The organism is Numidum massiliense (assembly GCF_001375555.1).
GTDB lineage: Bacteria > Bacillota > Bacilli > Thermoactinomycetales > Novibacillaceae > Numidum > Numidum massiliense.
In genome coordinates, this window is record NZ_CTDZ01000009.1 from 834,435 (window position 1) to 849,161 (window position 14,727).

The window sequence follows — 14,727 nt, forward strand, 5'->3', positions numbered from 1 at the left end:
TTTACAGCAGGATGTCTGTCGTTTTACTCCTGAAAAAAAAGAAATCCTCACGGTAGTAGCGGAGTATGCGAGCGTTGTTGGGAGTGTACCGTTGTCGCGTCGTCCAAAGTGCCAATACACATTAAAAGTCGCATAGGGCGATAAAGCGAGCCCACATCCTAATACGGTCGCGTTAATGCGACACACGTTCATGCGACAACGGTACAGAAAACAGTCTTGTCAAAGAGACACGGCTAGACTTTAAATAGCTTTATTTTTCCCCGATAAACTGACAGATACTATCGATTACTTCCGTTTCCCACTCGTAGCGGTTAAATGTATGGTCGGCGTCTTCGATCGGATGGAGCTTCGCCCGTCCGCCGTACGACAGCTCTTGATACTTCAAGGAGACGTCGTAAGGGACTGTGTCGTCTTTCGTCCCGTGGATTAATAGCACGTCGCCATCGTACGATTTAGCGCGGGTGAAGACGTCGAGCGTTTTTAGATCCTCGGCAAACGCACGTCCGACGAGGTTACCGTCGTGGTCGACAACTTGCAAATCGGGGTGGGCGAGGTAGGCGTCGACGGCGTCTTTAATGATGTCGTACATGTTGCCGGCAGCTGCCATTAAGACGAGCTTGTGCACGTCCTGCGGCCGATCGCCAGCGAGGACGGAGGCGACGAGGCCCCCCATGCTCAGTCCAATGAGGCTGATCTGTGTGGCGTCGACGCGCGGGTCGTTTTGCACCGCATCGAGAATAGCGTGTGCTTCCGCAATTTCGCCGGAAACCGTCATCTGTTCGAAGTCGCCGTCGCTTTCGCCACTGCCGGAAAAATCGTAGCGAAACACCGCAAAACCGAGTTTTTCTAACGCACGAGAAATTTTTACAAACATGCGGTGCGGTTCGAGTTTATTCCCGGTGAACCCGTGAAACAGGATGACCGCTGGTAGTTTTTCGTCAGACGCTTGTTCTGGAATGTGCTCCATACCCCGTAATACAAAACCGTTACAAGTTAATTCAATCGCCTTTTGCACGTATGTACCCTCCAAAAGCTTCGTTTTTTAAAAAAATAAAAATTCATGTTCTTTAAGGAGCTAGTAAGGATGTTTCAGCGTTTTAAGTTTCGTAGCATTACGGCTTCATTATAGCACAATAGACAGGATGAATGATGAAGGTCGTGATCTATTAATATAATAGCCAAAGAGGATGTTTACGGATGTGGTAAAATGAGCGCAACAACGATGTGAGAGTCTCTGCGGTTTCGAGTATTGTGCGGATTATAAATTTGCCGATGATTTCGTTCGATGAAAGGATTGCGGCTGATGAAATTGGAACGATTACTAGCGATTGTCGTCCTTTTAATGAATAAAAAACGGGTGCAAGCGAAAGAACTTGCCGACATGTTTGAAGTGTCGGTGCGTACGATTTATCGGGATGTGGATGCGATCAATCAAGCGGGAATCCCTGTTGTCACATATCAAGGAGTGAATGGCGGCATCGAGATTATGGAAGGGTACCGACTCGACAAATACGTGTTGACGAATGATGAGCTCGCAGCGATTGCCGTCGCGTTGCGCAGTGTGGCGACGTCGTACGACCATTACCGGACAGATGTCTTGTTGGAAAAAATTAAAGGCGCCGTTCCGCCGAGTGAGAGTGAGCGCTTTCGAGCGAAAACCGATCACGTATTTGTCGATTTTAGTCCGTGGGGCGGCGATCCCCAGCTGAAACAAAAAATGACGACGCTCCGAGAGGCGTTGCAGGCTGAAAAATGTGTGAGTTTTTCGTATTACAGTGTGAAAGGGGAAGTGACAGAGCGCGAAGTAGAGCCGCATACGCTCGTGCTAAAAGGGCAGAAGTGGTATTTGTACGCGTTTTGTAAGTTGCGTGGGGCGTTCCGTTTCTTTAAGCTGGCGCGGATGAAGGACTGTGCGCTAACGGACGTCAGCTTTCGGCGCCAAGCGGTGGCGTTAGACGATGCCCCGTGGGACAAGGCGTGGTTCGATCCGTTGCAAACAGTGGATGTCCGCTTGCGCTTCACGGCCAAGGTGCGTCCGATTGTCGAAGAGTGGTTTGATGTGGCCAATATCCGTTATGAGTCAGACGGAACGTGCACGGTACAAGTGACGCTCCCGGAAGACGATTGGCTGTACGGATTTATTTTGAGCTTTGGGGCAAACGTCGAAGTACTCGCACCGGAAGAGCTGCGGGAAAACATTCGTACGATCGCGGGGGAAGTTTACGACGTGTACAGTGGGTAACGTGATAGTAGGTGACGTATACAACGGATGACACGTTCAGCGGGGGAGATACAAGGTGGAAGTACAGCGGGTTATGCGTATAGCAGGTTAAACAGAACCGATTATTTTTCTAAACTTGACAGGCTGTTGTCACCTTTCCCTATTTATAATGAAGGTGAATGATAACCTTGGAGGGATTACGATGGAACAACAGCAAGACCAACACATGTGTCAAAGTTGCGGCATGCCGTTGACCGAGGAAGCGCTGTGCGGTACAGAAAAGGGCGGTGCAAAGTCGCGGGAGTATTGCGTGTACTGCTACGAGGAAGGGCAGTTCAAGCAGCCGGAGATGACTTTGGAAGAGATGGTCGACCTTTGCGTCCCGCACATTGTCGCCGAAGGGCAGATGGATGAAGGCGAAGCGCGGGAAATGATGACGAAGTACTTGCCGACTTTAAAAAGATGGCGATAAAGGTGAAACAGGTGGCGATTGAGGTGGCGGCTACTTTTTAAAAAGGTAACCGCCGCCAAGAGCCAATAGCTACCTCTATCCTTCTAGTAGTGAGCGGAAATAAGAGACAGCCCGTTTTATTTCGGCCACGAGGCGATCCACATCGTGGGCGGTCGTCTCCCTTCCGAGTGTGAGGCGGATACTTTGCAGCGCTTGATCCGTCGTCTTGCCCATCGCTAACAGGACGGGTGACGGTTCACTCTTTCCGGCGCTACAGGCGGAACTGCTTGCGACGGCGATCCCTTTGCGATTTAGTTCGAGCATGATCGCCTGTCCTTCGATTTGCGCGAAGCTGACGTTAAGGTTGTGGGGCAACCGTTCTGTAGGGTGTCCGTTAAGAGTGACATCGCGTATTTCACTGTTTAAACGTTGCCATAACCTTCGGCGTAGGTCGGTGAGGCGCTCGTTTTCTGTTTCTAATTCGCGCTGGGCCAACTTCGCGGCGACGCCGAAACCGACGATGGCGGGTACGTTTTCCGTTCCCGGGCGGTAGCCGCGTTCTTGGCCACCTCCGAAAACGATTGGCGCTAGGCGGCGACCTTTGCGGATATACAGCGCGCCGCTCCCTTTGGGACCGTAAATTTTATGAGCGCTGACGGAAACGAGATCGGCGCCGATGGCGTCGACATCGAGTGGACATTTTCCGAACAGTTGCACGGCGTCGGTGTGAAATAACGCTTGGTGCTGTTTTAACCGCTCTCCGATTTCCGCTAGAGGTTGTAACGTTCCGACTTCGTTGTTGGCGGCCATAATCGTGACGAGAATCGTCTCGTCGCGCAGGGCGTTTGTGACATCGTCAACGCACACGCGGCCGTCTGTGTCTACCGGTACATAGGTGAGGTCATAGCCTTCCGCTTCTAATTCCCGGCACGTGTTTAAGACAGACGGGTGTTCAATTTGCGAGGTGATAATGTGCTTTCCGATCTGCTTTTGTCGCCGAGCGGTGCCGATGATCGCCATATTGTTCGCCTCGGTACCGCTTGCAGTGAAGACAATTTCTCGCGGTTGTGCGTGCAAGGTGGAGGCAACCAGCCTACGCGCCCACTGTATGCGGTCGCGTGCTCTTAATCCAAGGTCGTAAAGACTACTCGCATTTCCGAATTCGTGTTGTAGGACGTGCGCCATTGCTTCGAAAACTTCCGCTCGTAATGGCGTCGTCGCCCCGTGGTCAAAATAAAGCGACACGCTGGATCCCCTACCTTTAGCCTCATTCATGTGTAATATTGTGCGCACATACACAACTTACGAAATGAAAGATCTCCCTGTACGACATGTTGACAGAATAAGTGAAAACCGTAACAATAAAGATACTTATATTGTAGCATAAAAAGAGGCATTGTTGGCGTTTTTTTGATCACTACTACACATATCACAGTAGGGGAGAGTCTTTTAAATATGCGCATATAATCACAAACTTGCCTAAGCTAGGTAACGGTACGCTTTTTTCCTGAAAAATAAACCTTGACAGACGTTGACAGATGGTAATAGGAATGGAGTGGAGTCGGTGAATCCAATTGCTTTAAGAGAGATGGTTCATACGTTTTTAAATGAAGACATCGGGTGGGGAGATGTGACGACCGAGGCGATTGTGCCCGAAGAGGCAGTGGGCGAAGCGATTGTACGGGCGAAAGCCGACGGTCTCGTGGCTGGATTACCGATCGCGGCAGCTGTATTTCGCGAACTGGATCCGCACATGACATGGACGGAAGCCGTATGTGAAGGCGACAATGTGCAAGCCGGACAGGAATTGGTCCAGCTGAAAGGGAAGGCGCGAGCGATTTTAACGGGTGAACGTGTGGCGCTCAATCTTTTGCAACGGCTTTCAGGAATTGCGACGACGACTCGCGCCGCTGTACAGGCGGTGGAGGATACAGACTGCCTCATTCTCGATACGCGTAAAACGACTCCGGGGCTCAGGCTTTTAGAGAAGTATGCGGTAAAAGTAGGCGGCGGCCGCAACCACCGTTTTAGTTTAGCGGATGCGGTCATGGTTAAAGACAACCATATCGCGTTTGCCGGTGGGATTGAGGAAGCGGTACACCGCGTGAGGCGTTCTGTCGGTCCAACGGTGAAGATCGAAGTGGAGGCGGAGACGTTGGCTCAAGTTAGGGAGGCGTTAGCTGCTGGGGTGGATATCATTATGCTCGACAATATGGACGTGGAGACGATGCGAGAAGCGGTTCGCCTCATCGCCAGTCGGGCATTAAGCGAAGCGTCGGGCGGGCTTAAGCCGGAGTCGGTCGCACGTGTGGCTCGCACGGGTGTCAGTGCCATCTCGCTCGGTTGGTTAACCCACTCCGCGCGCGCGTTGGACATAAGTTTAGAATTTACGGAGGTGCTCGAGTGAACGCGTTTGCGATTGAACAAGAAGAAAAGAAGCAGCTTCCTGCTCGTTATCAAAAAATGGCGCCGGAAGAACTGACCTCGCGCATTTGGCAGGCGAAAAAGGCGTTAGGAAACGATTTAGTCATTATGGGGCATCACTACCAGCGGGACGATGTCATTCAGTTCGCGGATCACCGCGGTGACTCTTTGAAGCTCGCGCAAATAGCGGCGGCAGAACGAGAGGCGACATACGTCGTGTTTTGCGGCGTTCATTTCATGGCAGAGACAGCCGACATTTTAACGACGGATGAACAAGCAGTCGTCCTGCCCGATTTGCAGGCAGGTTGTTCGATGGCGGACATGGCAGACATCGACGACTTGGAAGAGGCCTGGGAAGTGATTGAGAGGGATTTTGGCGAGACTGTCATTCCGGTAACGTATGTTAACTCGACGGCTGCCATTAAAGCATTCGTCGGGAGACACGGCGGCTTAACGTGTACGTCGTCCAATGCGGAAAACGTGTTACAGTGGTGTTTCGAGCAAAAAGAACGGGTGCTGTTCTTGCCGGATCAACACTTAGGTAGAAATACAGCGGTTAAATTCGGCATCCCCCTTGAACAGATGATTGTGTGGAATCCCTTACGCGGCGCCTACGATGACGTTTCTGGGGATTTGACTGCGACAAAAGTGATTTTATGGAAAGGCCACTGCTCGGTGCACCAAACGTTTACGGTGGATCACATACGACAGTATCGGGAACGGGATCCGGAATTTCGTATTTTGGTTCACCCGGAATGTTGTTACGACGTTGTGCAAGCGGCGGATGACGACGGTTCCACCGATTACATTATTAAACAGATTCAGCGGGCACCAGCGGGAAGTAAGTGGGCGATTGGCACCGAGGTGAACCTCGTGCAGCGGTTGGCGCATGAACACCCCGACGTGACCGTCCGTTTGCTGAGCCAAACGATGTGCTCCTGTTTAACGATGAATCGGATCGATCAGCCCCACTTGTTGTGGGTGTTAGAATCACTCCTAGACGGAAAAGTGATCAACCGGATTCAAGTTGCTGACGACGTTGCCCGCGAGGCAAAAACTGCCCTCGATCGCATGCTGGCGCTCGTGTAAGGCACGAATTGTCGTGTCGTAAACTGGGAAGTAGGGCGGGCTTGTCACAAAAAACGCTGGAAGGATGACTTTTTTGCCCAGTCTTAGGCAAGACGGACTTGTTTCTAAATCATTCACCGGAAAGCCGACCGGAAGGCGTTCGGCTTTCCGGAAGTTTGCTCCCTCGCAAACTAGGTGAGAATAAGGTCGTCCATTTTTTTACAACAGCAAAAAAGGTCATTAAATAGCAGAGAAGGTCATTAAACAGCGAGAAAACTCACATCAATAATGCGCGAGCAGCCCTTTATCCATCGCCACGCGTTCGCAGCGGCGGAACACAAAGATGCCGATGACTAAGTAGACGGTGGCGTTAACAGTAATTGTGAGCCAGTCTTGCCATGGAATTTGGCTGAAAGTGACATCGTTAATCATAATATTGCGAATGAGGTCGATCCCTTGCACGAAGGGGAAGTAGACGAGAAACTTCACCGCACCTACCGGGACGAACGTTAAGCCCATTAAAATGAACTGGAAAATTTGCAGGAACGCTTGCACTTGTTTCAAGACGATGGACATCCCGGCGACGATGTAGGCGACGCCGAACATACTCACTAAGGTGATCGCTAGCACCGGCAAGATTGTGAGGACGTCGAAAGAGAGCCACTGTCCCGTCGTCGCCATGGACAAATAGAGCAAAGCAATAATGATACCGAAGTGAAACAAGGTCGAGGCGAGTAAGCGAGACATGAGCACCCGCCACGCGCCAAGCGGCGACATATATAGTTGTTCCAACGTCCCTCGCAACGCTTCATTCGTAATGACCCACCCGATAAAGTTCATGATCGACATCGCTAAGTACCAGCTAATGTAACTGACCATCGTAAATTGGATGCTCACATCCATCGTCTTCGGATCACCGGTCATTTTAATCCCGTAAAACATGGCCAGAAAAATGCAATAAAACGTTAACACTTCCGCGATCGTATTAGGCAAGTAGCGCTTTAACTCGATATACTCTTTACGCGTATTCGCCTTAAGAAGATTGAACCAGCGCATCTCGTTGCTCCCCCTTGACGATTTTTAAGAACACTTGTTCAAAGTTAATCGTGCCGCGATCGATCGCTTCGACGGGCGTGTTGTTTTGTTTTAAAATGGCGAGTAAGTCGTAAATGTCCTCGCTTTGCGTTAAGGTGACTTGCAGTGTCGCTTGATGGGCATCGGGCGCGTACGCGTGGTCAGGAAATTTTTGCTGCAACTGTTCCTGTTGAGCTGCAGTTAAACACGCTCCAAGGGTGACCGTGTAGGAGCGGGCATCAAATAGGCGCAACAAGTTTTCTACGCGATCGTCGACGACGACTTGCCCTTTATTAATAATGACGGTACGGGCACACAGCTCTTGTACGACGGGCATGTCGTGGGTGCTAATAATGATCGTGCGCGCGTACTGCTCCGCGACTTGTTTCAGTAGATCCCTCACTTCGTACCCTGTCTCTACATCGAGCCCAAGCGTCGGTTCATCCAACAAAATGACGTCTGTTTCCGCTAACAGTGCGACGGCGATGGCCAGCTTTTGCTGCATGCCGCGCGAGAGGCGGTTCACTAACTCGCTTTCTTTTTCTTTGAGGCGGAACTGTTCGAGTAACCTTTCTACCGTGTCGCCGATCTGCTTGCGTCCGTAGCCGCGGTTGCCGGCGAAATACTCCAGGTTCTCTCGCACCGTTAGGCGCCAGTAGAGGTTGCGGTTCCCTTCTAGTACGGCACTAATGTGGCGTAGCGCTTTGAGCCGCTTTTTGTGCATGTCGACGCCGTTGACGGTGACTATTCCCGCATCAGGGGTGAGTAAGCCGCAAATCATTTTAATTGTCGACGTTTTACCGGCGCCGTTCGGCCCGAGGAGGCCAAGGATTTCCCCGCGATACACGTTGAAGGAGACGTCGTTCACGGCGCGGATCAGTTCTCGCGACTTCCTTTTTTTGTATGACTTCGTTAAACCTTTCACTTCGATTAGCGGATTCATAGTGGATCCCTCCCATACGATGCTGAATGTAAGTCTTTTTTGACGATAGGCGATATTGACATTATAGCGGAAGCAGGTGACACTTTATACAGTCAAGGGGCGGAAGTTCGCTCCGGCTGGAGACGGAGTTCACCGACGAAAAAGAACGATGGGGTTTAAAAAAAGGTCTCGTTGTTACAAGCAGTTTTTTTGGACAATTAAAGACGCGCCCGCCATGTCGGTGGAGCGCGTCTGCAAAAAAAGTGTGGTTACTGACCGCTGTCCATCTATTTCTCCATTTATTTCTCCATCTATTTCTCCATCTTTGTCCATCTACTTGTCCATCTGCAACACGTGTTCCCTCAACGTCGCGTATTGTTTCAACTTTTTCGGTTCCGTCGTCAAAATATCGTATGTTTGCACAGACGCGTAGCTAACCCCTTCATCCGAGTACAGCAGTTTCTGCCTATCGAGCACTTTTGTTTCATTCTTGCTCGACAGCGGATACTTGGCGTACAGTGTCGAGACGGGGAGGAAACTAATCGCTTCCTTGCCTTTGTATTTGTAGCCGTCGGGGATCGGCAGGTGTTTGAGGAACAGGATGTATTCCTGACCATCTTGCATCACGTTATACCCTTCCTCGACGAAATAAGTTTCGAGGTAAAAATTGCTCGGTTCATAAACGTAAATACGCTCCCCTTTTTTTACGTTTCCTTTATACACGTCTAGCACGTCCACACCTGAGAGAATTGCCCGCATATAATTCAGTCGTTCATTGCTTACCTTCACTTTGACAATGAGTGCTGAGCGTTCTTTCAGTTGTGTCAAATCTTTCATCTCATTATCAAAATAGATTCCGGTAAATTCCTCATCGTCGCTCAAATTGACGGTGTACTGATCCGGCTGCTCCATATGTTTTCCGACTTCGATGTCTTGGGCAAACGAAAACCGCGTCATCAATCCGACACCGATCGCAAGCACAAGAACGACACTCCAAACAGCGAAAAAAATTTTAGTCCCTCTCATCCGACTCGCTCCTTACTTACAAACGGGGTCACTTTCCCGTCACTAATGCGGAACTTCTGGTCAGACAACAAGTTGATGTCATCTTTGTTGTGGCTCGCGATTAAAATCGTCGCGCCGCGCGCTTTTTCCTCGCGCAAAATGTCTCGTACTAACTCGACGCCTTCTTCGTCTAAAGAGTTGGTCGGTTCGTCGAGCACAAGCAGATCTGGTTTTTCCATCAGGGCTTGCGCGAGCCCCAACCGTTGCTTCATCCCTAACGAGTACTTTTTGAACGTGCGCTTATCTTCCGGATCCAATCCGACACGTGTAATCGCTTGTTTAATTTCGTCGAGGGAAATCTCATTTTTAATGCTCGCAAGCAGTTTTAAGTTATCTAAGCCGGTGAGGTAGGGCCAAAAGCCGGGCGATTCGATAATAACACCGACACTGTCCGGGAAAGAGATGTCTTTGTGCAACGTTTTTCCGTTAATTTGGATTTCGCCCGACGTCGGTTTAATTAAACCGCATATGGCGCGAAATAGCATCGTTTTCCCTGAGCCGTTGCGGCCAAAAAAACCGTAAATGTGTCCTTTGTCGAGGGAGAGATTGACATTTTGTAGGATCGTTCGATTCCCGATCGTTTTACTGACGTCGACAATATTTACTGTGTGCATGTGAAGAAGCCTCCTACATGAGATCCATTTTGTTAAATCTGGCATTTCCGATGACGATGGCTACCGCACAAATGACGAGCATGTATGCGATCGAAAATAGCGGACTAAGTGGCGGTACGTGAAGCGGGAATAGCTCGCCATGTGCTGTAGGCAGTAAGCTTGAGTGCCACGATAAAATGCCTTGCGTAAACGGCAGCCATTGTACGATCGCCAGCCGGTCGGGGTAAAACTCGTACAGCCACTGTGCGCAGAAGAGGCAGCCGATATTAACCGCTAACACACTCACCGTACTGAAGGTGACGTTTATTTTAAGAGAAAGCAAGTTGATCAAAAACAAGTTCATGACGTTCAATAGGACGAGCAAGGCGTATTCGTAGACAATTAAGGCGATGTCCGGAGCACCGATCGCCAGCCGAAAGCCGAAAATGGTTCCCACCACTGCGGTGACTAATAGTAGAACTGCGAAATAAAAACAGACAAACAGCCACACATTGACCAGTTTCGCCAGTAGCCACGACGTCCGCCGCTCCGTGCGCGTGAAAATGTATACAGCGTGTTGTTCGAGGTCTCTAGTAATGTAGTCGCCCAGCAAGTAGAGTAGTACAATTTGTGGTACTAGCCAAAAAATGACGGGAATCACGTACTTAATCGCTTCAATGTTTAAATCGCCGTACGCGAGTACGAACAGACATTGGATCGTGTCGCACGCATGTATAGTAGCGAGGCGACTGTTGTACAAGCTGAAGAACACAGCTAACAGCGTCGCGGCGATGAGCAGTTTTCGTAAAATGGCGAACTCAAGGCCGATTAGTTTACGCAACGGTTATTCACTCCAGTAGAAGTCTTTTCTTGCAGATAAGGTTGAACCGACGATGTACAGGGCGGCGATCGCGCAACACATACTAAATATTGGAACGAAATCCGTAGCAGCGAATGTCGATTCTTCGAATGTCCATTTATATATTAAGGACATGTATTCCGGTAACGTTATATACGTCAATTTGAAAAGAAACTTTAATACGCCGCTTAGTACAATCGAGAGAAAAGTTATGAAAAAACTAATATACGGCTTTGAGAAGATCAATGTTAACACTTGATAAAATGTGCCGATCAGTAAAAAGCCGAAAAGCTGCATGACCGTGCTTAGCGCAAGGAAACCAAAATAATCTATGTCGATATCCTTAATGTGACCACTACCTGCGAGCGCGCCCAAGACTAGTGACAGGATAACGAATGTACAGATGAAGGCGATTAAATTTACACAAAACAGCTTCCCTTTCCACCACTTTTTTGAGCTGTTGTATCTTAGTAATACTTTGTACTTGTCAAACATAGTCGACACGAGACCTGTCATTAGCAAAAATAGTGGAATGATGACGTATAGCATCAGTCGTCCATCTACGACGCGATAATAGATCGCAATCAAGATTGAGGCAAAATCAGGGCCTTGATTGGGCGATTGTACGTATAGAGTTATCGTTCGTATGGCGAAAAGGATTAATATGCCTAAAAACAAATAAAATCTTTTCGAACGAAACAATGTTTGCAGTAACAAGATATGTATCCGTTGTGGTGAAATACCCATCTATCTTTCGACCCCCAATTCATTTCGAGGCGTTTTTATCGTAATAATGGTTATGCTCGGTGCAAGCAGCGCAGACAACCATAGTAACATGGCAGTAAACGATCCAGTATTTCCCGCTTGCAATAGATTGATGAGAGAGAGTCTGTACGATCCTAAGGAGCTAACGATCATTTCCCCGATTATATACAGCAAAAAAACACCGACGATCGCGGCGAAGCGCCCCTTCTTCCCGATAAAAAAGATACTATAGGTAAGTAAGGCAAACAAAGCCGCGACTAAACTGATTAAAAAGATGAAGAGTAAATTGTACAGCGCTGGGTGCTGTAGACGTATTAGATCGAACATCGCAGCGGGATCGTAATGTTGCACTCCGATGTCGTAAGGCGGGAAAGCATATCGGCTATCAAACCCTTCCGGTGGAAATGCCACGAAGCATAACAATTGGTTCAACAGCAGGGGAATAAAGAAAACAGAAAATGCCACACCAAAATTAACGATTGCTTTCGCCCACACGTACGATCTTTTATCGGTACGCGTAAGAATAAATTTGTACACACCACAGGTTACATCGGTAAAATAAGTATCCGAATAAATAATCGAGGCTAGGAGCGGGATGAGTGAGTACATAATAATTAGTAACATGTCTGTGGAAGGCCATTGTATGGATCCCATTTCATATGCTGAGCGAATAGCTGTCATGTTCCACCCATAAACTTCAAAGCAGGTGAATAAAAAGCTTCCTATGGAGATTAGCAGCATGATCGAAGCAATAAACTTAAACTCTTTGCGGTTTAAGCAGTTTTTCAGTTCAAGCAATAGCATCTTTCGCATACGAGCCTCCAGTAAATATTTATTGGAAGTTAGGGTACCAAAAGCTAGTACCCTAACTTCCATAAAAGCCTCCAATATCCTTTGTCGAAAACCTTACACATCATTAAGAATGCTAAATGAACCTATCGAAAATGGGGATTCGCCATCCAATATTATCCACCTCTTCGCTATCATCCATTGGACAGTTTTTGCCGTATAGAACATCGAATCATGTATCTCCGTAATAATTGACGAGGATCCCTCCATCTTCAGGAACTTTTTTAATGCATACGACGTCTAAAGAGTAACGACGTATATTTGGTAACATGATGGGGATCCAAGTGAGTACGGCAAGGGGAAATAGGGTTATAAAAGAATGGATTTATTAGTAATGGAGGTATGCAATGATGCGCACGATACAAGACATCCTCAAAATCGACGATCACTATCAATTGGACATCAACCGTCAATTGTTGCTTAAAAATGGTTTTTCGATCGGTCTGTCGAGAATTGAATGTCGCATCCTGTATTACTTAGCACTACATCTGGGAAGACCCGTGCCAAGCGAGCAGATTGTAGCGTACGTTTGGGGGGATGAATCTTACATAAGCAAGCAATCGTTGTACGTATACATTAATCGGGTTAGAAAGCATTTAGAGGATGACCCGAAGCACCCTAAGCATTTGTTAACGATCCACGGATTTGGGTATATTTTGGCTTTGCATGGAACGGCGGAAGGTTCCTAAGGAGGGTGCCTGAACAGTTGCGCATGGCCGGACGCCTGACCCGGACGCGAAATCTAGCAAACTGAAATTAATATTGATATACTAAAAGGGCACCTAAATCGCACGCTGTGCATGATGATAGGACGATGCGGCACAGCGGAAATTGAGGTGCTTTCATCTTATGCGATCCGCGTGCCGGAACGGGTCATACGGCGTACGGTTCACTGCGACGCGTAACGATTCGTTTTTACCAGTCCTGTCTACATAAATAATGGAGGGTTTAACGCTAATGCAACTTTCGATTGGCCGTCAGGAACAAGCTGACGTTATGATTTATCCACTGTTTAGTGACGCTTATGACAAACTCGCCATCGGGTACGAATTGAAAGCACACATGGGTGAACGTGGGGCGGTCACGTGGTTTTTTGGCCGTGGGGAAGAACCGCACATGCTCATCGTAGGTCTAGGGGAAACAACCGCTTGGGATCTTGAACGCTTGCGGGAAGCAGCCGGTAACGCGGGCCGCGCGGTAGAAAAAGAGCAGCTGAAAGAGGTCAATGTATCGTTGACGGCGCTTGCGGAAGCAGTTGCCGGGCGCACGGGTGCGGCTGATCTCGTCACCGCTTGGGTCGAAGGTTGGCAACTCGGGACGTACGCCTTCGACAAATATAAGGCGAAAAAAGCGGAGCAGTCGGTAGAGGCGCTAGCGATTTCTTGTGACGCTGCGGCTTGTGAATGTGGCGGTGGCGCGTGCGACGACGCCGAGTTAGCGGAAGCGATCAAACGGGGCGAAGTCCGTGCAAACGGGACGGCACTGGCGCGCTCGTTGTGCAACGAACCGCCAAACGCGATGCGTCCGTACACGTTGGCGGAACGGGTTACGGAACATTTTGCCGAGCGGCCAGTGTCTACAAAAGTGTATAAAGGGGAAGAATTAGAAAAACGGCAAATGAACGGTTTGCGCGCCGTCGGCCGCGGCAGTGTGCATCCGCCAGCGCTCATTGAAGTGAGTTACTGCACAGCCCCTGATCAGCCGCTCATCGCACTCGTCGGCAAAGGGGTTACATTTGACACGGGCGGCATTAGTTTAAAGAAAGGCCGCAACATTTCCGACATGCGCATGGATATGGGCGGCGCCGCAGCGGTGATCGGGGCATTGGACATTCTTACGAGCTTAAAGGCGAAAGTGAATGTCGTCGGCTTAATCTCGACCGCAGAAAACATGCCCGACGGTGGATCCTTGTTGCCGGGTGAAGTGATTGAATATCCGAACGATCTGTCGGTACAAGTCGGCAACACGGACGCTGAGGGGCGTCTCGTCCTCGCCGACGCGTTATTGCACGCCAAAACGCTCGGGGCGACAAAAATTGTCGACATCGCGACGTTGACCGGGGCGTGTGGCGCCGCGCTCGGACCGCGCGTAGCAGGTGTGCTGGGCGGTGCCGCCGTGCGGGAGACGTTGCAACAAGTCGGCGATGTGAACGGGGACGGCGTCTGGCCGCTGCCGCTCATCGACGAATACGAAGAGGCGCTGAAGAGCGACTACGCCGACATTTGTAACATTAGCTCTGTCCCATACGGCGGTGCCATTACCGCTGCCCTGTTCTTGCGCCGCTTTGTGAGCGATGCAGAACAGTGGGCACACGTCGATATGGCCGGTCCGATGGACACCTCGCAGACGAAAGGGTACCAAGTAGCTGGTGCGACCGGGTACGGGGCGCGCTTACTCGCCGATTTTGTGCTCGCGAGCAGCTAGCTGTCTAGTGCC

Annotated in this window: 15 protein-coding genes; 6 read left to right on the forward strand and 9 right to left on the reverse strand. The window is 49.5% G+C overall.

Features of this window, described 5'->3' with window-relative positions; all coding sequences use genetic code 11:
* Positions 1 to 250 precede the first annotated feature (250 nt).
* Entirely contained in the window at positions 251 to 1,015 is a 765-nt protein-coding gene (locus BN1247_RS04500; RefSeq protein ID WP_054949323.1) for an alpha/beta hydrolase family protein, read from the reverse strand.
* 288 nt (positions 1,016 to 1,303) lie between these two features.
* Between BN1247_RS04500 and BN1247_RS04505 the strand changes: the two genes are divergently transcribed.
* Positions 1,304 to 2,242, forward strand: coding sequence for a helix-turn-helix transcriptional regulator (locus BN1247_RS04505; protein WP_054949324.1), 939 nt, complete (start codon positions 1,304 to 1,306; stop codon positions 2,240 to 2,242).
* Between the two features lie 181 nt (positions 2,243 to 2,423).
* Positions 2,424 to 2,693, forward strand: a complete 270-nt coding sequence (locus tag BN1247_RS04510; RefSeq protein ID WP_054949325.1) for a zinc ribbon domain-containing protein — start codon at positions 2,424 to 2,426, stop codon at positions 2,691 to 2,693.
* Positions 2,694 to 2,768: 75 nt separating this feature from the next.
* Here the strand turns inward: BN1247_RS04510 and BN1247_RS04515 are convergent, their stop codons facing one another.
* The gene (locus BN1247_RS04515) at positions 2,769 to 3,917 is read right to left on the reverse strand and encodes a cysteine desulfurase family protein (RefSeq protein ID WP_231633140.1); all 1,149 of its coding nucleotides are present in this window, start codon (positions 3,915 to 3,917) and stop codon (positions 2,769 to 2,771) included.
* Positions 3,918 to 4,236: 319 nt separating this feature from the next.
* Between BN1247_RS04515 and nadC the strand changes: the two genes are divergently transcribed.
* Together nadC and nadA are read left to right on the forward strand one after the other, a co-directional pair.
* A complete protein-coding gene (nadC, locus tag BN1247_RS04520) occupies positions 4,237 to 5,079 on the forward strand; it encodes a carboxylating nicotinate-nucleotide diphosphorylase (protein ID WP_390622025.1) in 843 nt (280 codons plus the stop codon).
* Entirely contained in the window at positions 5,076 to 6,185 is a 1,110-nt protein-coding gene (gene nadA / locus BN1247_RS04525; protein WP_074011047.1) for a quinolinate synthase NadA, read from the forward strand. Before nadC ends, nadA begins: the two co-directional genes overlap by 4 nt.
* A gap of 261 nt (positions 6,186 to 6,446) precedes the next feature.
* On the opposite strand, the gene BN1247_RS04530 is transcribed toward nadA, so the two are convergent.
* From BN1247_RS04530 to BN1247_RS17930, 7 genes are all read right to left on the reverse strand, one after another.
* Entirely contained in the window at positions 6,447 to 7,220 is a 774-nt protein-coding gene (locus BN1247_RS04530; RefSeq protein WP_054949326.1) for an ABC transporter permease, read from the reverse strand.
* The gene (locus tag BN1247_RS04535; protein ID WP_054949327.1) at positions 7,198 to 8,181 is read right to left on the reverse strand and encodes an ABC transporter ATP-binding protein; all 984 of its coding nucleotides are present in this window, start codon (positions 8,179 to 8,181) and stop codon (positions 7,198 to 7,200) included. The genes BN1247_RS04530 and BN1247_RS04535 overlap by 23 nt, the downstream gene beginning before the upstream one ends.
* Before the next feature lie 312 nt (positions 8,182 to 8,493).
* Positions 8,494 to 9,186, reverse strand: coding sequence for a hypothetical protein (locus BN1247_RS04540; RefSeq protein ID WP_054949328.1), 693 nt, complete (start codon positions 9,184 to 9,186; stop codon positions 8,494 to 8,496).
* Positions 9,183 to 9,839 (reverse strand): ATP-binding cassette domain-containing protein, encoded by a 657-nt coding sequence (locus BN1247_RS04545; RefSeq protein ID WP_054949329.1) that lies wholly within the window; start codon positions 9,837 to 9,839, stop codon positions 9,183 to 9,185. Before BN1247_RS04545 ends, BN1247_RS04540 begins: the two co-directional genes overlap by 4 nt.
* A 13-nt stretch (positions 9,840 to 9,852) precedes the next feature.
* Entirely contained in the window at positions 9,853 to 10,659 is an 807-nt protein-coding gene (locus tag BN1247_RS04550; RefSeq protein ID WP_054949330.1) for a DUF2705 family protein, read from the reverse strand.
* A 3-nt stretch (positions 10,660 to 10,662) separates the two neighbouring features.
* On the reverse strand, positions 10,663 to 11,265 hold the full coding sequence (locus BN1247_RS04555; RefSeq protein WP_187119721.1) for a hypothetical protein: 603 nt from the start codon (positions 11,263 to 11,265) through the stop codon (positions 10,663 to 10,665).
* 159 nt (positions 11,266 to 11,424) lie between these two features.
* Positions 11,425 to 11,979: a hypothetical protein gene (locus tag BN1247_RS17930; protein WP_187119722.1), complete on the reverse strand. Its 555-nt coding sequence runs from the start codon at positions 11,977 to 11,979 to the stop codon at positions 11,425 to 11,427.
* Positions 11,980 to 12,641: 662 nt separating this feature from the next.
* Between BN1247_RS17930 and BN1247_RS04565 the strand changes: the two genes are divergently transcribed.
* Together BN1247_RS04565 and BN1247_RS04570 are read left to right on the forward strand one after the other, a co-directional pair.
* Positions 12,642 to 12,980, forward strand: coding sequence for a winged helix-turn-helix domain-containing protein (locus BN1247_RS04565; RefSeq protein WP_187119723.1), 339 nt, complete (start codon positions 12,642 to 12,644; stop codon positions 12,978 to 12,980).
* Positions 12,981 to 13,248: 268 nt separating this feature from the next.
* A complete protein-coding gene (locus BN1247_RS04570) occupies positions 13,249 to 14,715 on the forward strand; it encodes a leucyl aminopeptidase family protein (protein ID WP_054949334.1) in 1,467 nt (488 codons plus the stop codon).
* Positions 14,716 to 14,727: the final 12 nt, after the last annotated feature.